Source organism: Pediococcus siamensis (assembly GCF_047220215.1).
GTDB classification, from domain to species: domain Bacteria; phylum Bacillota; class Bacilli; order Lactobacillales; family Lactobacillaceae; genus Pediococcus; species Pediococcus siamensis.
This window is the reverse complement of the sequence record NZ_CP178375.1, coordinates 1,688,293-1,709,237: the sequence shown is the minus strand read 5'-3', so window position 1 is coordinate 1,709,237 and position 20,945 is coordinate 1,688,293. Positions and strand designations below refer to the sequence as shown.

Genomic DNA, 20,945 nt, shown 5'->3' with positions numbered 1-20,945 from the left:
TGACTAGTTTAGCGACGAAGGAAAATTAATTTACCGTCAGCTTTTTAACAGCTTTCGCAATGGCTAGTTCTTCGTTGGTGGGTACCATTAAAACCTTCACCGTTGAATCATCAGTACTGATGACCCGGATACCATGACCGTCCGTATTACGTTGTTCGTCTATTTTGATTCCCAGCACAGCCAGGCGATTGATGATATCGGTTCGCAACACGTTAGAATGTTCGCCGATACCCGCCGTAAATGTGATGGCGTCCAATCCGCCCAGTTCGGTGTAATAACCGCCAATATATTTGACGGCGGAACTGACCAGCATGTCATAAGCTAAACGGGCACGCTGATTTGTTTCTTTATTAGCGACAATATCGCGCATATCAGCAGAAATTCCTGAAACACCCAGTAAGCCAGACTTTTCGTTGAAGGTGTCAATCACTTGATTGGCATCAAGATGCAACTCATTCATGAGAAATGGGACCACAGCGGGATCAACGGAACCTGAACGGGTGCCCATGGGTAGTCCCTCTAGAGGCGTAAATCCCATGGAAGTATCTACTGGCCTGCCGTCCTTGCTGGCAGTGATGGAAGAACCCCCACCTAAATGCAACGTTACCAGCCGCAAATCGTGATAGTCCCGGTTTAAAAAGCGTGCTGTTTCGTGCAGAATATACTCATGACTGATGCCGTGTTCACCATATTTACGAATGTGGAACTTTTGCGAGTCCTCATAGGGGATGGCGTACAGCGCATTGCGATCAGGCATGTTGAGATAGAATTGACTATCAAAAACAGCAATTTGCGGCGTTGAATCGGGCAAGACGTTCATGAGTGTTTCGATACATTCGACTTGAACTGGGTTGTGTAAAGGTGCGTATTTATTTAACGCCTTTAACTGGTTCAAATTAGCTGTAGTGATCTGAGTGGGCTGCTTAAAAATAGTGGCACCCGCAACAACACGGTGGCCAACAGCGGCAATGTCTTGCACACCTTGGATGAGATGCAGATGTTCTAATTGGTCAAACAGCAACTCGACACCTTGCTGATAAGTCAGGTTCGCAATTTGTTGCGTAAATTTTTCACCGTTACGCACGATAGTAAAAACGGCTTCGGGGGTCTGCATCCGTTCCATCAGGCCTTTATTGACGAGCGATAAAGTATCGAGGTCAAAAAGCTGCCATTTTAAGGAAGAACTACCAGCATTAATAACTAATACCTTTTTCAAAATGTACACACTCCTAATTATATTGAGACTTTTGTGAGATTTTCGTTTTCTTCATTACAAATAAAAGTGTAGCACAAATTCACGCGGCCGTAAGGAATTGTTATTAAACTAATTTGGACTAAAAAAATTTTGAAAATTGATAGGTTTGGAAAGGGCTTACTTGGTATAATGAAAATAATCGTGATAAAAAGGTAAAGGGGAGAGATGCTGAATGGCAACTTTAAATGATGTCGCAAAACTTGCAAATGTGTCCAAAATGACCGTTTCAAGAGTAATTAATCATCCGGATAAAGTCACAGATGATTTAAAACAACTCGTTTACCAAGCGATGCGGGAAGTGGATTATCATCCGAATGTTGCTGCTAAGGCATTGGTGAATAATAGTACACGCATTATTAAATTTTGCGTTTTGGAAGATATTGATACAACTGAACCTTACTATATGAATTTACTGATTGGCATTGCGCGCGCGTTGGATGCACGTCAATATTCATTGCAATTAGTTACCCGGCGGAACTTTGATATTGGTAACTGTGATGGGTACGTTGTAACCGGTATGCGGAAAAAAGACTTTGACTGGATCGGTGAATTGAAAAAACCACTAGTCATTTTTGGGGAAAATCGCTTTGGTTTTGACTATGTGGATACGAATAATAAGGCAGGCACGTTTATGATTTCAAATCTGGCCTTAAAAAGAGGTTACAAACGTCTCATTTTTATTGGGATGGATACCCGCGAATCTTTTGAGTATTCACGTGAGGCCGGATACTTGCAGTTGTTACAAGAACACCAAATGTTGCCTGAAATTCATCGTTTTGATAATCACAGCCATCTCTCACAGCAATTTGTGATTGATAATTGGTCAAAATTTGAACCAGATACGTGTTTTATTTGTGCTTCAGATCGCTTGGCTTTAGGGGCAGAACGTGGAATTGAAAGTTGCGGAGGACTAATCCCTAGCGATTATGGTGTAACGGGGTTTGACGGGGTCTTTTTGAATCAGGTTGCTTTTCCACAAATCACAACAGTCAAGCAAGCAATTGTAGAAATGGGCATGGCCTGTGGAGAAAAACTGTTAGATAAAATCGTCAATCATATTGATACAGCAGGTTCACTGATGTTTGAACCGCAAATTAGTATGGGGGGAACCATTTGCGACAATGTTAAATAATGTTACCGGTAACATTTCCAATAAGCCTTGTAATTAGAAGGCTTATTTTTTATGCTGTCAGATGAAAAGGGTTTCAGGAAGGAGGAGCTGTGATGGACAGATGGTACGAAAAGGCAATTATCTACCAAATTTATCCAAAGAGTTTTAAAGATACAAACAATGACGGCATCGGTGATCTTCGCGGGATTACGGAAAAATTAGACTACATTCAAAAATTAGGTGCAAATACAATTTGGCTAAATCCAATTTTTGTTTCGCCACAAATTGACAATGGCTACGATGTTTCTAATTATTTCGCAATTGACCCTCATTTAGGCACTATCGAGGACTTTCAGGAAATGGTGCATCAGATTCACAAACGGAACATGCACTTACTCTTGGATTTGCCAATTAATGATACCTCAGATCAGCATCCGTGGTTTCAAGATGCCATTACAAATAAAGAAAGTATTTTTCGCGAATATTATATTTGGCGTGAGAATGATGGTAAACGTCCAAATAATTGGGGGTCGTTTTTTGGCGGTAGTGTGTGGGAACCGGATCCTAACGGGGGTTCTGAATACTATTGCCACGTGTTCGATAAAAAAATGCCGGATCTAAATTGGCGAAACCCTGAGGTTAGAAAATCGATGGCTGATATTGCAAAGTTTTGGGTGGATAAGGGTGTTGATGGTTTTCGTTTAGATGCCTTTATTCACATTGCTAAAGCCAATTTTGGGCAGAATATCTTAAATACTTCGGCAGAATTTCCTGTGGACTCATCGTTCTATGCGAATCTGCCGGAAGTCAAAGATTATCTGTGCGATTTTATTAAATCGGTAAAAGCCTATAAATCAGACGTGTTTTTCTTGGGCGAGGCGTCCTCAGCTGACGCTTACCAAGCGGCCGAATACACCCGCCCTAATCAAGACGGGTGCGATGCTGTGGTGACTTCAGATAATTACGGTGAAATTTACCCACTAGCTGATCCTGAAATTCCCATGTTTTTTCAACCCCGTCAATTAGATATTAGCCGATTAAAACAAACCTTTTCTGTCTAGGAGGCAGTTTTAGCACAGATCAGTTATCCAATTTTAACGTGGGGAAACCACGATATTAGTCGGGTCTTGGATCGTTTAAACATTGATGAAGCTAACTCAGACTTACCCAAAGCATTGGCCATCTGTATGTACTTACAACGCGGAATACCGATTATTTACTATGGTGAAGAGATTGGCATGCGCAATTTACATTTTAGTAAACTACGAGATTTTCAAGATCAACGGGCCCTGGATTTAATCGGCTTTATGCAAAAAAAGGGCTATCAAGACGAACAAATTCTGCAATTGCTAAATCAACAAGATGAAATGACAGCTCGTGGTCCTTTTCAATGGCAAACAGATGATAAGTATATGGGCTTTTCAAACCACCATCCGTGGAATTGGGCTAGTCATGGTCAGCAGTCTGTTGAGCAGGCTAAAGGCGATGTTGCAGGCTTACTGGCATTCTATCAAGCTGTTTTAAAAATTAAGACTCTGCCACTTTTTGCGGAAGGCAGTTATCTTTTATTGGATTCAGCCGCAGATGTTTTTGCGTTTGAAAGGGAATACAAGGGGAAAAAGGCTTTTGTAGTGGTGAATTTTTCATCTGCAACGGTTCGTTATCGCTTGCCGACATTGAAAGTCGTGCACACATTGTTGGCAAATAAGGCGAATTCACTGGTTGATAATGTGGTGACTATGGAAGCAAACGGCAGTATCGTGATTGAAGAAAATTAGGAGGATTAGGAATGGCTGATGATACCAATGTTAACTTAAGAAAAATACAAATTTATAGCGTTTTTGTAAGGAATCATACTGCAGAAGGCACACTAAAAGCTTTAGAGGCTGACTTGCCGCGAATCAAAACATTAGGAACTGACTTTGTCTGGTTATTACCTATTAATCCAGTGGGGAAAGTTGCGCGAAAGGGGAAGCTGGGTTCACCTTACGCCATTCAAGATTATCGAAAGATCGATCCTGCACAAGGAACGTGGACAGATTTCCAGCATTTGGCAGATCAGATTCATCAGTTAGGGATGAAATTAATGATCGATATTGTGTATAATCACACTTCACGTGATTCTGTTCTGTTAAAGCAGCATCCAGAGTGGTTTTTACATGATGAACAGGGCAATCTGTATAACAAAAATCCTGAATGGTCTGACGTCGCGGAACTTGACTATGGGAATCATGACTTATGGGATTACCAAATTGAAACTTTGAAACAGTACGCAGCGGTGGCTGACGGATTTCGCTGTGATGTCGCGCCGCAAGTGCCGTTACCTTTTTGGCTGGCGGCTCGTAAAGAAGTTGAAAAAGTCCACCCTAATTTTGTTTGGCTGGCGGAGTCAACAGGTGGTGACTACATCCGTGAAATACGTGGTAAGGGCTTTTGGATCTCGTCCGATGGAGAAATTTATCGTGCTTTTGATCTGGCCTACGACTACGATATTGATCAGGACTGGCATGACTATTTGAATGGGAAGACTAGTCTTGCTACATACGTCAATGTCTTAAATCATCAAGACCTGATGTATCCGGCAAATTATATTAAAATGCGTAACCTTGAAAACCATGATCATGAACGTGCACACAAAATCATTGCAAATGAAAATGACTTAATTAACTGGGCAGCATTTTCTGAGTTCCAAAAGGGTGCCACGTTAGTTTATGCCGGTCAAGAATTTGGGTTAACACACACACCAAGTTTATTTGACGAAGATAAGTTGAGCTGGAAGCGGCAAATTGATTTATCACCGTTAATTAGGCGCATGCATGAATTGAGTCAAGATGAAATTCAAGTCACCGGAACCTATCAAGTTCACGATGAGGGCAACGATATTGTGGCTGTCACTTACCAGCAAAAAGAGGCACAACGGTTAGGTATCTTTTCATTACAAAGCAAAGGAGGCATCGTCAAAACAACATTGGATGATGGTGAATATCATAATCTATTTGACAATAAAACGATCACTGTAAGAAACGGTATTATTCATGTGACGGGGAGCCCGATTATCGTAGAAAATTAAAATGTAAATTATTTAAGGAAAAAGCTGTTACCGGTAACGCTTCGAAAGCGCTTGCATAACATTGATTGGCCTGCGTACAATGAAATGCGTAAGGACGAAATAAAAAATTTACAGGGAGGTTCTTATCATGAGTCATAAGTTTTGGAAACATCTTGCAACTGTCACAATGGTTGCAGGAGCAGCTTTAACATTAGCAGCCTGCGGCAGCAGTTCTGCAAAGAAAAATGTTAAAATTACCATTTTGCAAGGGAAGGTTGAGAATAATAAGCAATTCAAAAAAATTGCTTCGCAGTATGAAAAATCTCATCCCAACGTCAAGATCGAAGTTACTTCCATTGGTGGTGGTACGCAATATGATCCAGTGCTCAAAACACGAATTTCATCTGGTAATGCGCCAACGATTTTCAGTTTAGCTGGACCAGCGGATGTACAACAGTTTAAATCACATGAAGCTGACTTATCAGATACAAAAGCGGCAAAAGCAGCACAACCGGGGACGCTTGATGCGGTTAAAACAGATGGTAAGACTGTTGGATTGCCATTCAACGTTGAAGGTTACGGCTTCGTTTATAACAAAAAGGTATTTAGAGAAGCTGGCGTAGATCCAAATAGTTTAACAACAGTTGCAAAATTAAAGGCTGCTGTTAAAAAGATCGACTCACAGAAGAGCAAATTAGGCATTAAAGGTGTCTTTGCACTTCCTGGTAAAGAAGCTTGGATTATGTCAGACCATTTAGCAAACTTGTACATTGGTCAAGATTTCAACGGCAATGCTTTAAAACTCTACAAATCAAAGACAATGCCATTTACAAAGAATGCTGATATGAAAGAAATGCTCGATTTACAAAGCACTTATTCTATTAAACCGGTTATGCAGATGGACTACTCTGCACAAGTTAACCAATACTTCTCACAAGGAAAAGCAGCTATGATTCAGCAAGGTGATTGGATTTATCCAACAATTGAACAAATTGATAAGAACTTTGCTAAAAATAACGTTGGGATGATTCCAATCCCTGTTAAAGGCGAAGAAGGAAAATTACCAGTTGGCACTTCTCTATACTGGGCAGTTAACAAGCAAAAATCATCAGCAGAACAAAAAGCTGCTAAAGATTTCTTGGATTGGTTATATACTTCTAAAGCAGGAAAGAAAGATGTTGTAAATACATTACACTTTGTACCTGCTTATAAAGGATACAGCAGCTTCAAGATGCCTGATGCTTTGACACAAGTTGTCTTTAAGTACACAAATGAAAACAAGACCATTGGTTGGGCATTCCCAGGATACACTGGTACTTCATGGGATCCAGATGTTGCACAACCAAATCTACAGAAATATCTTTCTGGTAAACAGAGTTGGGAAAAGACCGTTCAGAATATGAAGGATGGTTGGAAGAAACAACAAGCAAGTTCGAACTAATAATAAAAGAGGGTAATGTAACATGAAAAATCGTAGTCTTTCATTTTGGCTGTTTTTGACGCCAACCCTCGTTGCGTTAGCCTTGGTTGTGTTTATTCCTATGTTAGAAGGGCTGTTCTATTCCTTTACTGACTGGGATGGATTGTCATTTACCAAAATGGTGGGATTTCAAAATTACATTACGTTGATTCACGATAAGGCGTTTGTTAACGCCTTTTGGTTTACCGTCGCGTTTGTAATCGTTACCGTCATTGCGCTTAACGTAATTGGATTGGGGTTAGCACTTTTAGTCACACAAAAGTTCAAAGGAAGTAACTTTTTACGTACAATCTTTTTCATGCCTAATATGATCGGAGGCTTAATTTTAGGTTTCATTTGGCAGTTCATTTTCACCCAGGGGTTCAATGCACTTGGAACAGCCCTTCATTGGGGATGGTTGCAGAACTGGCTGACCAATGAACATACTGGATTTTGGGGATTAGTTATTGTCACCGTTTGGCAAATGAGTGGATACATTATGATTATCTACATTGCTTATTTGCAAAATATTCCGCAAGAAATTATTGAGGCTGCCGAAATTGATGGTGCGTCAGCCTGGCAACGATTCACAAAGATTACTTTCCCAATGATTGCACCGGCATTTACGGTATGTATGTTTTTAACATTATCGAATGGATTTAAAATTTATGACCAAAACCTTTCATTAACAGGTGGTGGTCCATACAATTCAACACAGATGTTAGCCATGGATATTGTTAATACAGCCTATAATTCTAGCAATTTCTCGCTGGCAGAAGCTAAAGCGATTGTCTTCTTCGTTATTGTTGCTGCAATCTCACTAATTCAGGTCTTTTATAACCGGAAACGGGAGGTGGATCTGTAATGAGCAAAAAAAGTACACGTGCCATCGCGATTTTGGGGATTCTAGTTGGACTTCTCTGGCTGTTCCCGTTTTATATGATTGTCACGAACTCTTTTAAAACACCAAAAGGTATTTTTGCTTCCGTATTATCGTTACCGCATCCATCGACTGGTGCGAACTATGTCAATTCCTTTAAGGCATTGGATTTCGTCGGTTCGTTGACAAATTCATTAATTATTACAGTTTGCAGTGTTTTATTGATTATCCTGTGTTCTTCGATGGCAGCATATGCGCTGCAGCGTAATCACAGTAAACTAAGCAGCGGTTTGTTATTATTGTTCATTTCGGCAATGCTCATTCCGTTCCAGTCGGTCATGATTCCGTTGACCGCCAACTTTGGTGCTGTTCATATGTTGAATATGTATGGATTAATGTTTATGTATTTGGGATTTGATTGTAGTTTGTCTATTTTCCTTTACCAAGGAACGCTTTCTAGCATTCCGTTTGCGATGGACGAAGCCGCTGAAATGGAAGGGGCTAGCAGATGGCAAATCTTCTACAAAGTGATTTTCCCAATGCTGAGTCCGATGACAGTCACGGTTGCAATTTTAAATATCATTGCAATCTGGAATGATTATCTACTCCCGTCACTGGTTTTACCACAGATTCAATACACAATTCCTTTGCAAATGTTCAACTTCTTTGGAGAATATACAAAGCAATGGCATTTAGCGTTAGCAGGAATTACGTTATCGATCATCCCAGTTATTGTATTTTACTTAGCAGCCCAGAAGTGGATTATCAAGGGAGTTACAGATGGTGCTGTTAAATAATTAAGGAGATGGAATTATAGATGATTAATTTAAAGACAAAGGGTGGTCAAAAGCTACTTGCAGCTGGAAACTGGGCGTGGTCGCTTTTCTCAATAAATTTTGCTTGGTTTTTGATTAATTTTCCTGTAATTCTCATGATGATTATTTTGGGGAGTTTAGATTTAAACGTTAATTTTTTCATCATTAATCTCGTTTTGACGGCAATGTTGATAATTTTTACAGTTCCTAGTGTCATAGCTGCGTTTGCAACTGTTATGGATTGGCAAGTCAATGGGAATGGCAATTTTCTAAGAACGCAATTTACAAATTGGTTTAAGATGTTGCGCTATGTAAGAACGAATCTTGAAATAGGTGCTAGTTTTGGCGTTCTAATATTTTTGAATAAATTGTTCTTTGGAAACGTCTTACCCCATATGTTTGTGCTGACGAGTTCGCTAATTCTCTTTGCAGCTTTTATTGTAAAAAGTTTTCAATTGGGGACGCGATCGACAAAATCATTTTCGGAAATTTGTGTTGCTTATCCACTTAAAATTCTGGTCGTAACTTTAATTTTTATCGCGTTGTTACTTTTAAATTTTGTTTTACAATTAGCATTTTTAATTGTAATTGGTAGTATTTCTCTTTCGGTTTTTGTTGCATATCGTTTGTTAGGCGGAAGAGTAGAAAAGAATGATTGACTTTGGGATGTGAGTTACCACATCTAGATTGGTTAATAGGTTTCCTATTATTACTGAAAGTCAAAAAAATTAAATGAGGGGCGTTTCGAATGGTACAAATAAATTTAGATCACATTTATAAACGCTATCAAGGCAATACTGACTATTCAGCTAGTGACATTAATTTAGCTATAAATGATGGTGAATTTATAGTCTTTGTTGGGCCTTCCGGATGTGGTAAATCCACCACATTGCGTATGATAGCGGGTTTGGAAGATATTACCAAAGGCGATTTTAAGATGGACGGCAAGGTTATGAATAAAGTTGCCCCTAAAGATCGTGATATTGCGATGGTTTTCCAAAACTATGCACTTTATCCACATATGTCGGTCTACGATAATATGGCTTTCGGGTTGAATATTCGTAAGAACGATAAGGCAGATACTAAGAAAAGAGTCGAAAACGCAGCTAAAATTCTTGGCCTAACAGATTACTTAAAACGTAAGCCGGCCGCGCTTTCTGGTGGTCAAAGACAACGAGTTGCTTTAGGACGCGCAATTGTTCGTGACGCAAAGTTATTCCTGCTTGATGAGCCACTTTCTAACTTGGATGCGAAGTTACGGGTTCAAATGCGGACCGAAATTGCACAGCTTCATCAGCGCTTGGGGCGTAATTTTATCTATGTTACGCATGACCAGGTTGAAGCAATGACGATGGCTGATCGAATTGTGATTATGAATGAAGGGCGTATACAACAAGTTGGCACCCCAGCGGATCTCTATAACAAACCAGTCAATAAGTTTGTGGCTGGATTTATGGGATCACCTGCAATGAACTTCTTTGAAGTCAACATTGAAAATGGCTATGCAGTAGGGGAACAAAGTTTGAGAATAGCCATTCCTGAAGGACAATTAAAGGTGCTACGCGCTAAGGGTTACGAAGGTAAAAAGGTTACTTTAGGAATTCGACCTGAAGATATTCATGCTGAGGAAGTTGCGCTACAAACCTTCCCAGATGCTGTTATTGATGCGACGGTAGAAGTCTCTGAATTGCTTGGTTCGGAATCGATGCTGTATTCTCGGACAGGGACAACTGATTTTATTGCTAAAGTAAATTCTCGTGATTACCACGAACCTGGCGATAAATTAAAGATGGCATTTGAAATGACTAAAGCACATTACTTTGATGACGAAACCGAAGAAGCAATTATTTAGATTGAATTTAAAAGGGATTGGGCGTAAGTCTGCCTGATTCCTTTTTTGGTAGAGGAGAAGATTAAATTATGCTACGAACTTTTGAAATTGATCCGTGGAAGATCGTTACCCATAAGTTAGATAAGGAAAATAAACGCCTCCAAGAATCCATGACCAGCATCGGCAATGGTTACATGGGGATGCGGGGGATGTTTGAAGAAGACTATTCAGCTGATACGCATTCAGGCATTTATATTGGTGGCGTTTGGTATCCAGATAAGACAGTTGTCGGCTGGTGGAAAAATGGCTATCCAAAATATTTTGGGAAAGTTATTAATGCTGTCAATTTTGATAAGATCAATGTTTGGTTGAATGACGAAAAGCTAGATTTAGCCACCACTCCGATTGAGGATTTCGAGCTATCTCTAGACATGCAAAGCGGTATTTTGACCCGTAAATTTACCGTGGTCAAGCATGACCGTCGAGTTCGCTTTACCATCCAGCGTTTTGTCAGCATTGCTCAAAAACAGCTTTTTGATGTGAACTATCAGATCGAAAATTTAGGGGAGACGCCCGTAACCGTCAAGTTAGTTTCTGAAATTAATGCGGATGTTTTTAATGAAGATTCGAATTACGATGAAAAATTCTGGAACGTCAAAACCAAAGCGGTTACGGCTGATAGCGGCTATTTAATTGCAGAAACAAAGCCGAATAATTTTGGAACACCACAATTTACAGTCGGCATGCAAATGACACATAAGACCAATCTTAAAGCTTTGTCATCGATTGAGGAAGACAAGCGGATCGGTAATCAGTTCCAGGGTACGCTCGCCGCAAAAGATCAGGCCCAGTTTGAAAAACGCGTAATTGTGGTAACATCCCGCGATTATGATGATGATGCGACTCTTAAAGCTGGTATGACGGTTTTAAGCGACCAAGTGACACAAGCCACTCACGAGCAACTTGTCGCGGCACAGCAAGCTGAGTGGGCAAAACGGTGGCATAAAGCTGATGTCCAAATTACGGGAGATGCTGCAGCTCAGCAGGGAATTCGTTTTAATCTCTTCCAATTATTTTCAACCTTTTACGGTGAAGATAAGCGGCTTAACATTGGGCCGAAGGGATTCACAGGTGAGAAGTATGGTGGCGCAACTTATTGGGATACAGAAGGATTTGCCTTACCACTCTATCTTTCGTTAGCGGATAAAAAAGTTTCCGAAAATCTGTTGGAGTATCGTTATAACCAGTTGCCCGGGGCTTTCCACAATGCCCGTGAACAAGGCCTGAAGGGTGCTTTGTATCCGATGGTCACGTTTAATGGCATTGAAAACCACAACGAATGGGAAATCACGTTTGAAGAGATCCATCGTAACGGGACAATTGCCTATGCCATCTATAATTACACCCGGTATACCGGGGATGAGACTTATCTAAAAGCCAAAGGAATTGACGTTTTAACAGCAATTTCCCGCTTTTGGGCGGATCGGGTACACTGGTCCGAACGCAAAGGTGTCTACATGATTCATGGCGTAACGGGACCGAATGAATATGAAAACAATGTGAACAACAACTGGTACACCAATATGCTGGCGCAATGGACCTTAAAATACACCCTTGCTTCACTGGCCAAAGTCACTGAGCGTAAACGTGATGAACTAGCGGTAACAGCTGATGAAAAAGCCCACTGGCAAGATATTATTGACAAAATGTACTTACCAGAAGACAAAGAATTAGGCATTTTTGTGCAAAACGACTGCTTTTTGGACAAAGATCTGCAACCGGTTACAAAAATACCGCAAGATCAACTTCCAATCAATCAGCATTGGTCATGGGATAAGATTCTGCGCTCACCGTATATCAAGCAGGCAGATGTCTTACAAGGAATTTGGTATTTTATTGACCGTTTCCCTGAATCAGTCAAAAAACGGAACTTTGATTTTTATGAACCTTTGACCGTCCATGAATCCAGTTTATCAGCATGTGTACATGCGATTTTGGCGGCCGATCTACGCTATGAAGACAAAGCGGTGGAAATGTACGAACGCACAGCCCGCTTAGATCTCGATAATTATAATAATGATACGGTCGATGGTCTGCACATTACCTCAATGACGGGCAGTTGGCTGGCGATTGTTCAGGGATTTGCTGGGATGCGGGTGCAAGACGGCCGGTTAAGCTTTAAGCCATTCTTACCTAAGAAATGGACGTCCTATCGTTTCCGGGTCAATTTCCGTGAACGATTGATTGAAGTTCAAGTGAATGCCCAAGGAACCCAAGTCAAGTTACTTAAAGGCGAACCTTTAACCATTGATTTGGACGAACAGCCGTTAGCACTGAAAGGGGCTGACTAGAATGCAAGGGGTATTATTTGATCTTGATGGGGTCATCACTGATACAGCCAAGTTTCACTTTAAAGCATGGAGCCGCCTGGCAAAAGAAAAATTGAATGTGGAGCTCCCTAAAAGCTTTGAAAGTGATCTCAAAGGAATTAGTCGGCTTGATTCCATGAACCGAATTTTAAAATTTGCCGGATTAGAAGCGCAGTATTCTGACGCCGAGGTTAATCAATTTGCACAGGCTAAAAATGAACTGTATCTGAATGAGATCAGTAAATTAACGCAAGCCGATATTTTACCAGGTATTGAAAACTTGTTAGACGAGTTAGCGGCGAATGGCGTGAAACTTTCGGTGGCATCAGCAAGTAAGAACGCGCCCTTTATTTTAGAAAAGTTGGGGTTGAGACAGCAGTTTGATGCGATTGCCAATCCGGCAAAAGTAAACCACGGCAAACCAGCTCCAGATATCTTTATCGAGGCTGCTAACCAGATTCATGTGGATCCTGAACAGTGTGTGGGGATTGAAGACGCTAAGGCCGGTGTTGAAGCGATTAAAGCGGCAGGGGCAACTGCAGTTGGCGTCGGCAGTACCATGGATTTAAATGAGGCAGATGTGGTTGTGGCAGATACGAGTAAGTTAACCTATGCCGTTTTAGAAGAAGCCTTTGAAAAACGCACTGAGGGATAAAATCTAAAAAATAGTTATCATCGATTTGCTCAATGTCGTCTAAATTATGAAGAGTAAACGTCGTTTGTGCACAACTGTGGCGCAACTGAACAAACTAAAAAAACGTTTAACCAAATCATTCGCCGTTGCGAAAGGATTTGGGTCTACACTTTCTGGTATTGGTGAATAACTGATACCAGTTTTTATTTTGAAAAAAAAGGACATTTGCCCTCTTTGTGTTACGATTTAATCGCCAAATAAAATCGAAAAGAGGAAAAACAAATGTCCCTAACTAATTCTATCCTAAGCCTATTCGAAATAACAGACCCTAATTTAACTGTAACTGAGATTACTAAGGAACATTATCCCAATGGGCAACACGTTCATGTCGTTCACGCTATCCTTTCCTATCAACTTTTAAAATGTCCTCATTGTGGCCATAAATCTCTAATCAAAAATGGAACTCACATTGGCCATCTAAGATTGGGAACCTTATCAGGTGGACGTTATGAGATGCAGCTAAAACGACAAAGATATCAATGTAAACGGTGTTTAAAAACCTGTGGTGCTCAAACTAACCTCGTTAAACGTAATGAAACTTTTACGCATAATGTGAAACATCAAGTAATTGTTCTGGCTCGGGATATGCTGACCAGTAAAGAAATCGCTAAGATTTGTGGGATTTCACCAAGTAGTGTTCAACGCATTTTAAATGCGAATATTCACTTAGCTTATCGTGTTAAAACACTCCCCCAAAATCTTTGTTTTGATGAATTCCGTTCCTGTAATCATCTAATGTCCTTTAACTGTTGCGATGCCGTTAGTCATCGCCGCATTGTGATTCTTAAGGATCGCCTTAGTAAGGATATCATTGATTACTTTGAAGCTCGCTATTCAGTTCAAGAACGTATGAAAGTTCAAACAATCACCGTTGATATGAATGCTGAGTATGCTGGCTTTATTCATCGGTTATTTCCTAAGGCAATAACCATCATTGACCGTTTCCACATTATTCAACTTGCCGGTCGGGCACTGGATAACGAACGTACACGTGTGATCCATACTTTTCAAGATAAGCATTCCCGAGTTTATCGCATTCTAAAATCGCAATGGCGTTTGTTCCATTTGGCAGAAGAAAAGGTCAATGATACTAAACTTATCTATTTACGCGGTATCAACGAATACATGACCCAACAGAACGCCATTGACCTAGCCTTAGATGAATTTCCAGAATTTAAAACTGTGTATCAAACCTATCAAGGAATTCTAACAGCCATTCAACAAAAAGATGCGGTTGGATTTAAAACCTTGATTGCCAACTACAAGGCGGCTGGCAACCAAATGGATATTACTATCTCAACTTTAATAAAGAATGGTCCTGCTGTTTGTCAGCAACGGTTGTAAAATGTTGGAAAATACCGATTAGAAAATGTCGGTTTTCCAACATTTTTTTACGGTAAACTAAACGTATCTCAAATTTGGAGGAACTGAAATGCGTTTAGATGTTGAACAGTGTGTCCAGCAATATATTATGAACAAAATAAAGCCCAACTTCGCTGAAATTGGTCGACGATATGGTGTTGATCCGCGAACGGTTAAAAGATACTACAATTTAGGGCTCACGCCCCCAGATGAGCAGCCACAACCCTTACGGCGGCCGAGTAAACTTGACGATTATCGAAAAACGATTGAAGAAAAGGTTCTAGAAGGCTGTTCGGCAACGGCAATTTATTACTTTATCAAAGAACGTGGCTATCAAGGAAAGCAAAGTATTCTCAGAGACTATTGTCGAACCATCAGAAAAGCCGCAACGAAAAAAGCCACTATCCGGATTGAAACCTCGCCAGGGCTTTCAGCCCAGGTTGATTGGAAAGAAGACTTAACATTGATTTCTCGGCATGGAGAGATTGTCAAAGGCAACATCTTCTTATATGTTTTAGGGTACTCGCGAATGAAATACATGCAATTTACCTTCAGTCGCAGCCAAACTACCTTTTTTGATTGCTTAACGAATGCCTTTTGGGCAACCGGGGGTGTGCCGAAAGAAATCTGGTTTGACAACCAAAAGGTTGTCGTCGATCATCATAAAAGTAATTTTGGTAAGCCGGTATTTAATGAAACCTTCGTTGAATACGCTAAGGACGCTTGTTTCAAGCCAATTGCTTGTCGACCGTTTCGGCCACAAACCAAAGGAAAGGTTGAGGCGTTGGCCAGAACTACTCAGCGAATTAAAGTTTACAACCATGAGTTTGAAGAGCCGCTAGACTTAGCCGAGATCGTTCATTTGACGTGTGATCAGCTGAATCATGAGAAGTCTCAGGCGACTCAAATTCCGCCTTATTTATTGCTTGATAAAGAAAAAGAGTATCTCCATGATTTTGATCATGACTTACTCGATGCCTATGCCAGCCAAACCATCGCAAGGAAAGTTAGCAAGGAATCAATGATTGTCTTTCAAAATCGGAAATACTCCGTCCCCATCAGATATATTGACGAAACCGTACAAATTAAACACGATGACAATACTCTATACGTTTATTATAACGGAGAACTAATTCGTTCTCACCCTATTTCACTGAAAAGATTTAATTATCTTCGCGATGACATGGAAGAGATTGTCCGATCAGACCTTTATAAGAATCGTGATGACCGAGTCATTGATGATTACGTCGACCGAAACCTGAAGATGTTTGATGAAATGGAGTGAGAAAATGGCTAATTACCAAGCGTTATACACCAACCTTAGACAATTAAAGTTAGATCGTTTCGCCGAACATTTAGGCTACCTATTGGATCATCAAGATGAAGCACCCAAGTCCTTGAGTGATGCCTTATTCGAATTGACAACGGCTGAGCTTAAATACCGGGAACAAAAAAAGATTAATTTGAGAATTAAACTAGCCCGCTTTCCATATGAAAAAACGTTAGCTGACTTTGACTTTAGCTATCAACCAGGAATTAACCAAGGGACAATTGAGGACTTGGGATCACTAAGATTCACCCAAGAGAATCAAAACATTTTGTTTATCGGCACCTCCGGTGTCGGTAAGACTCACCTAGCCACCGCCATTGGAATTGAAGGGTGTAAACAAGGAATTTCAACGCAGTTTATTCGATGTAGCGACCTCATCAACAAGCTTCAAACAGCACAAGTTCAAGGACGAAGCGAAGAAGTGTTGCGCCGGTATGCCCGTTTTCAAATTCTAATCATTGACGAGATTGGTTATCTCCCAATTGAGTCAGTGGGTGCTAAGCTGTTCTTTCAGCTAATTGAAAGACGATATGAACGGAAATCAACCATTATCACCACTAATATTCCGCTTTCTAAGTGGGGAAACACCTTTTCAGATAAGATGTTAGCTAACGCCATTTTAGACCGCTTGGTTCACCACGCTAAAGTCATCCGAATCACCGGTCGATCATATCGAATGAAGGATCATTTGATTGAAAAGAAGGATAATTCTGGACCTGATTTATCAGGTTTTAGCTCACAAAATAAAGAAAGGAGCAGTGAGACACTGTAAACCTTATCGGTAAAAAACAGCATTTTTTAATCGGCAAAAAACGACATTTTCACATCGGCGTTGACAGCTGTTCTCAATAGTTGTCGTTACCCGTATTCCAACGGTCCTATTGAAGGACTAAATCGTAAAATTAAGGTGTTAAAGCGTAGCTGTTTTGGTTTTCAAAATATTCATAACTTTTTCATTCGTATCAGTTTAATTTATGCGTAAACAAAAAAAACACATTCACCGAAGTGAACATGCTTTTCAAAAATCTCTACCAATACAATTTGACAGAGACCCAAAGGATTTGAAGGTTAAACGTTTTTTGGTTAGTTCAAGGTGTAAGCATTTTGATAAATCATTGGGTTATCCGGAGCGATGATAATGTTACCAAAATCGGGATGGTTGGGCGCATCCGGGAGCATTTGTGGTTCAATTGCAATTCCTAACTGGGAGGTCATCTTGCGGGTACTATCAACTAAGAAATCGCCCTCAAATCCAGTAGTTGAAAAGATGACAAAGGCATTGGCGTTCGTATGGATCCCTAAGCGATGGCCGGATTCCGGATCGGTTAGGATGAGTTGCGGCTTTAGTGAATTTTGCGCCTTTATTTTGTAAGGGGTGTCTAAACCGTGCGGCAAACGTGCCAATGCCGGTCCCAAAGTGGTAGGGGTGCGAAAATCATAGGGCGTATCTACAACTGGTAAGAAATTTCCGGTGGGCAGTTTATGTGCGTTGGTTTCGGCAATGACATCCGCGTGAATTTGCAGTTGATGATTGTCAATGAGTGTCTGAGCATTCCCAGATAAATTAAAGTAAATATGCGTTGTCGGATTAAACAAGGTTTTTGCCGAGGTGTTGCCAAAGTAGGTGATCGTGAACTTATTCGTTTGATCCAAGACAAACATGGCTGAGATGGACAAGCGCCCAGGATAACCATTTTCGCCATCGGGACTAATATAACGCAGCACGACCCCAACTTGATTCTCTGTTTGGATGAGTTTAACCAATTGCCAACGCGTGTAACTGAGCGACGGGTGATTGCCGCCATGCATATGGTTTGTCCCGTCATTTTGGTCTAACTGATGGTCGCCCCAAGTGGCGTTAGTTAAGCGTCCGGCCACCCGCGCCACACTCGCACCAAAATAATCATGGTGCTGGAGATAATCGTGCGCATGCAGAAAACCCAGTGTAATGTTGGCGACGTGCCCGTTTTTGTCAGGCGTATTGATGGCGACCACGGTGGCCCCCAGATCACTGATAATGACCGAAACATTCTGATCATTAATTAATGTCACCCAAGTTGCCTGATTATGTATTTGTTTATGAATCTCCATAGTACGACCTCCATTTTTCTTTACTTTAAGCATACCGCAAACGTTTTCAATAAGAAAGCCAGATTCTTAGGTTTAACTGGCAACCTAATTTGCGTTTCAGAGATCTAACGCTTACACTAAGGAACATATTCGAACGTTTAGGAGGAAGTCTAATGCACATCAAGTGGCAACAGCTATTTTTAAACCTTTTGAAGTTTATCGGTATGTTCTTGATTTATGAAATTGGGACGATTCCGCTGCAACTGGCCTACATGTTGCCAAACAACGTCGTCTTTATTCTAATTGCCTTTGGCATGTATCTAATTACAATGGGCTTTATGCTGGTGCTGTTTATTCAGATTTATAGGACCCAACTTAGTCAACATAATCCAGCCCATTTTGGTAGGCAAAAACTGACCAACCGCCTGGCCGTTTTTATGGGTGTCATGGTGGTACTTTGGTTGATATTTTTGGCTCTGCAAATTTGGATCAGTCAGCACAATTTGGTTCCCGAATCAGCTAATCAAAAAACGGTGTTAGCTTTTGTACAGGCCGTTCCGTGGTGGATGGGACTAGATGCCGTTGTGTTTGCACCCATTATTGAAGAACTGCTTTTTCGTGGCCTGTTTTTCAATTGGTTTTTCAATTCCGCAGACAAACGTAGACAGTATTTAGGCGTATTTATAAGTGGGGCCGTTTTTGCGGCAGTACATGACATGAGTAACTTCTGGAGCTGGTTAATTTATGCGGTGATGGGATGGTTGCTGGCGCTGACGTACGCACATACGAAAGATATTCGCTACAACATTGGGTTGCACATGTTTAACAATTTGATTTCACTGATCTAAGATGACATTTGGAAACGTTATTTGAATTTGTAGGGGTCTGCAATCGGAAATGTTGAAACCGGTTCCGAGAGTCGTCATAATGAAAGTATGAATTAAGTCAATTTAGGATGGGAGTTTTGCTTATGGAAAAACATTGGTGGCAAGAAGCCGTTGTCTATCAGGTTTATCCGCGCAGTTTTCAAGACACGAATAGCGATGGTATTGGTGATTTGAATGGGATAACACAACATCTGGATTACATTAAAGCCCTCGGGGCAACGGTCATTTGGTTGAATCCAATTTATCAATCTCCGAACGTGGATAATGGCTATGATATTGCGGATTATCGAAAAATCATGCCAGAGTTTGGCAGGATGTCTGATTTCAATCGGTTACTGAAAGCAGCCCACCAAAAGGGGCTTAAAATCATAATGGATTTAGTGGTAAATCATACTTCCGACGAGCACCCGTGGTTTGTTGAAAGCCGTTCGGACCGATTAAATGATTATCGCGATTACTATATTTGGCGCGATCCCAAAAACGAGGAAGCTCCCAACAATTGGCAGAGTGCTTTTGGTGGTTCTGCCTGGCAGTTAGATGACCAGACAGGCCAGTATTATCTTCATCTTTTTTCTAAAAAGCAGCCCGATTTAAATTGGGATAATAAACAGGTTCGCCAGTCTGTTTTCGAAATGATGCGCTTTTGGTTAGATAAAGGTGTAGACGGTTTTCGAATGGACGTGATTAATTTAATCTCTAAACCAGCGGGCTTACCGGATGTAAAAGGCAAAGGACAACAAAATCTAGCCGCTAACGGTCCCCATGTGCACGATTACTTGAAAGAAATGAATCAAGACGTGTTAAGTCATTATGATGTCATGACGGTGGGCGAAACCCCAGGTGCGACCACCCGGGATGCCATTAGATACACAGGCTTTGACAGTCATGAGTTGGAAATGGTTTTCCAGTTTGAACACATGAGCCTTGATGGAAATGAGAATCCCGAGTTAGGTAAATGGAGTACGGAACGCGTAAAATTAACGGAATTAAAACAGGTAATGTCAAAATGGCAGACCGATTTAGCTGGCAAAGCATGGAATGCCCTGTATTGGAATAACCATGATCAGCCACGGGCAGTTTCTCGTTTTGGGAATGATCAGGCCAAATACCGTGTTATTTCCGCTAAGATGCTTGGCGCAACCCTTCATTTTATGCAGGGAACACCATATATTTATCAGGGAGAAGAATTAGGGATGACCAACGCCAAGTTCCGGACGTTAGATCAGTACCAAGACATTGAAAGCCGTAATGCCTATCGTGAATTTGTCGAGGAAAAGCAGTTAGTGGATCCCCAGGAAATGTTAACTTATTTGCGTCAACATTCGCGAGACAATGCCCGTACCCCAATGCAGTGGGATGATTCGGATAATGCCGGATTTACCACAGCGACGCCCTGGCTGGCAGTTAATGCGAACTATGCCAAAATCAATGCCAAACAAGCTATGGCCGATAAAGACTCTGTTTTTTATTTTTATCAGAAAATGAATCAATTACGGCGCCACTATGAGATTATCGTCTATGGGGATTATCAGCTTCTGGATCCAGATGATGATCAGGTGTGGGCCTATACGCGCCATCTAGGCAACCAGGATCTTTTGGTAATCAGTAATTTCACAGAGCGGACGGTTCAGCGCTGGTATGAGCTTAGTCAACGAACTGACAAGATTGAGCTCATTGGCAATTATCCCGATGACCAAGAAGAAACTTTACGTCCGTACGAAACTAAGGTTTATCTGATTGAGACACCGAAGTAAAACTAAAACATGCATTTGGTCTGAATAGTTGTATAATGAATGCTATGAATTTAAAATCACTGGGAAATCAGTGTGGGAG

Annotated in this window: 18 protein-coding genes and 1 pseudogene; 17 read left to right on the top strand and 2 right to left on the bottom strand. The window is 40.9% G+C overall.

Annotated elements, in window-relative coordinates:
* Window positions 1-25: 25 nt before the first annotated feature.
* Window positions 26-1,216, bottom strand: coding sequence for an acetate/propionate family kinase (locus ACLJJ6_RS08370; RefSeq protein WP_412988920.1), 1,191 nt, complete (start codon window positions 1,214-1,216; stop codon window positions 26-28).
* A gap of 211 nt (window positions 1,217-1,427) precedes the next feature.
* On the opposite strand from ACLJJ6_RS08370, the gene ACLJJ6_RS08365 reads away from it, so the two are divergent.
* The 15 genes and pseudogenes from ACLJJ6_RS08365 (at window position 1,428) to ACLJJ6_RS08295 (ending at window position 17,137) form a co-directional block, all read left to right on the top strand.
* Window positions 1,428-2,387 carry a LacI family DNA-binding transcriptional regulator gene (locus ACLJJ6_RS08365; RefSeq protein ID WP_412988918.1) on the top strand — a complete coding sequence of 320 codons (960 nt, stop codon included), beginning with the start codon at window positions 1,428-1,430 and terminating at the stop codon, window positions 2,385-2,387.
* Between the two features lie 92 nt (window positions 2,388-2,479).
* Window positions 2,480-3,604, top strand: a pseudogene (locus tag ACLJJ6_RS08360) (alpha-amylase family glycosyl hydrolase); the annotation flags it as partial.
* The gene (locus ACLJJ6_RS08355; protein WP_412990458.1) at window positions 3,605-4,144 is read left to right on the top strand and encodes an alpha amylase C-terminal domain-containing protein; all 540 of its coding nucleotides are present in this window, start codon (window positions 3,605-3,607) and stop codon (window positions 4,142-4,144) included.
* 11 nt (window positions 4,145-4,155) lie between these two features.
* Complete coding sequence (locus ACLJJ6_RS08350; RefSeq protein ID WP_412988916.1) at window positions 4,156-5,436, top strand: alpha-amylase family glycosyl hydrolase; 1,281 nt, start codon at window positions 4,156-4,158, stop codon at window positions 5,434-5,436.
* Window positions 5,437-5,563: 127 nt separating this feature from the next.
* On the top strand, window positions 5,564-6,856 hold the full coding sequence (locus ACLJJ6_RS08345; protein ID WP_412988914.1) for an ABC transporter substrate-binding protein: 1,293 nt from the start codon (window positions 5,564-5,566) through the stop codon (window positions 6,854-6,856).
* Window positions 6,857-6,878: 22 nt separating this feature from the next.
* Entirely contained in the window at window positions 6,879-7,739 is an 861-nt protein-coding gene (locus tag ACLJJ6_RS08340) for a carbohydrate ABC transporter permease (RefSeq protein ID WP_412988912.1), read from the top strand.
* Entirely contained in the window at window positions 7,739-8,551 is an 813-nt protein-coding gene (locus ACLJJ6_RS08335; protein WP_412988910.1) for a carbohydrate ABC transporter permease, read from the top strand. The genes ACLJJ6_RS08340 and ACLJJ6_RS08335 overlap by 1 nt, the downstream gene beginning before the upstream one ends.
* A gap of 20 nt (window positions 8,552-8,571) precedes the next feature.
* Window positions 8,572-9,228 carry a hypothetical protein gene (locus ACLJJ6_RS08330; protein ID WP_412988908.1) on the top strand — a complete coding sequence of 219 codons (657 nt, stop codon included), beginning with the start codon at window positions 8,572-8,574 and terminating at the stop codon, window positions 9,226-9,228.
* An 89-nt stretch (window positions 9,229-9,317) separates the two neighbouring features.
* On the top strand, window positions 9,318-10,421 hold the full coding sequence (locus tag ACLJJ6_RS08325) for an ABC transporter ATP-binding protein (RefSeq protein ID WP_412988906.1): 1,104 nt from the start codon (window positions 9,318-9,320) through the stop codon (window positions 10,419-10,421).
* Window positions 10,422-10,489: 68 nt separating this feature from the next.
* Window positions 10,490-12,751: a glycoside hydrolase family 65 protein gene (locus ACLJJ6_RS08320; protein ID WP_412988904.1), complete on the top strand. Its 2,262-nt coding sequence runs from the start codon at window positions 10,490-10,492 to the stop codon at window positions 12,749-12,751.
* Between the two features lies 1 nt (window position 12,752).
* Window positions 12,753-13,424 (top strand): beta-phosphoglucomutase, encoded by a 672-nt coding sequence (gene pgmB, locus ACLJJ6_RS08315; RefSeq protein ID WP_412988902.1) that lies wholly within the window; start codon window positions 12,753-12,755, stop codon window positions 13,422-13,424.
* A gap of 261 nt (window positions 13,425-13,685) precedes the next feature.
* Window positions 13,686-14,807, top strand: coding sequence for an ISL3 family transposase (locus ACLJJ6_RS08310; protein ID WP_412988900.1), 1,122 nt, complete (start codon window positions 13,686-13,688; stop codon window positions 14,805-14,807).
* 88 nt (window positions 14,808-14,895) lie between these two features.
* Complete coding sequence (gene istA / locus ACLJJ6_RS08305; protein WP_260210390.1) at window positions 14,896-16,110, top strand: IS21 family transposase; 1,215 nt, start codon at window positions 14,896-14,898, stop codon at window positions 16,108-16,110.
* Window positions 16,097-16,927, top strand: coding sequence for an IS21-like element helper ATPase IstB (gene istB, locus ACLJJ6_RS08300; protein WP_412988384.1), 831 nt, complete (start codon window positions 16,097-16,099; stop codon window positions 16,925-16,927). The genes istA and istB overlap by 14 nt, the downstream gene beginning before the upstream one ends.
* A 45-nt stretch (window positions 16,928-16,972) precedes the next feature.
* Window positions 16,973-17,137, top strand: a complete 165-nt coding sequence (locus tag ACLJJ6_RS08295; RefSeq protein ID WP_412990457.1) for a transposase — start codon at window positions 16,973-16,975, stop codon at window positions 17,135-17,137.
* 101 nt (window positions 17,138-17,238) lie between these two features.
* On the opposite strand, the gene ACLJJ6_RS08290 is transcribed toward ACLJJ6_RS08295, so the two are convergent.
* Window positions 17,239-18,246, bottom strand: a complete 1,008-nt coding sequence (locus ACLJJ6_RS08290; protein ID WP_412988898.1) for an aldose epimerase family protein — start codon at window positions 18,244-18,246, stop codon at window positions 17,239-17,241.
* A gap of 152 nt (window positions 18,247-18,398) precedes the next feature.
* Between ACLJJ6_RS08290 and ACLJJ6_RS08285 the strand changes: the two genes are divergently transcribed.
* Window positions 18,399-19,073 (top strand): CPBP family intramembrane glutamic endopeptidase, encoded by a 675-nt coding sequence (locus ACLJJ6_RS08285; protein WP_412988897.1) that lies wholly within the window; start codon window positions 18,399-18,401, stop codon window positions 19,071-19,073.
* A 122-nt stretch (window positions 19,074-19,195) separates the two neighbouring features.
* Window positions 19,196-20,866, top strand: coding sequence for a glycoside hydrolase family 13 protein (locus ACLJJ6_RS08280; RefSeq protein WP_412988896.1), 1,671 nt, complete (start codon window positions 19,196-19,198; stop codon window positions 20,864-20,866).
* Window positions 20,867-20,945: the final 79 nt, after the last annotated feature.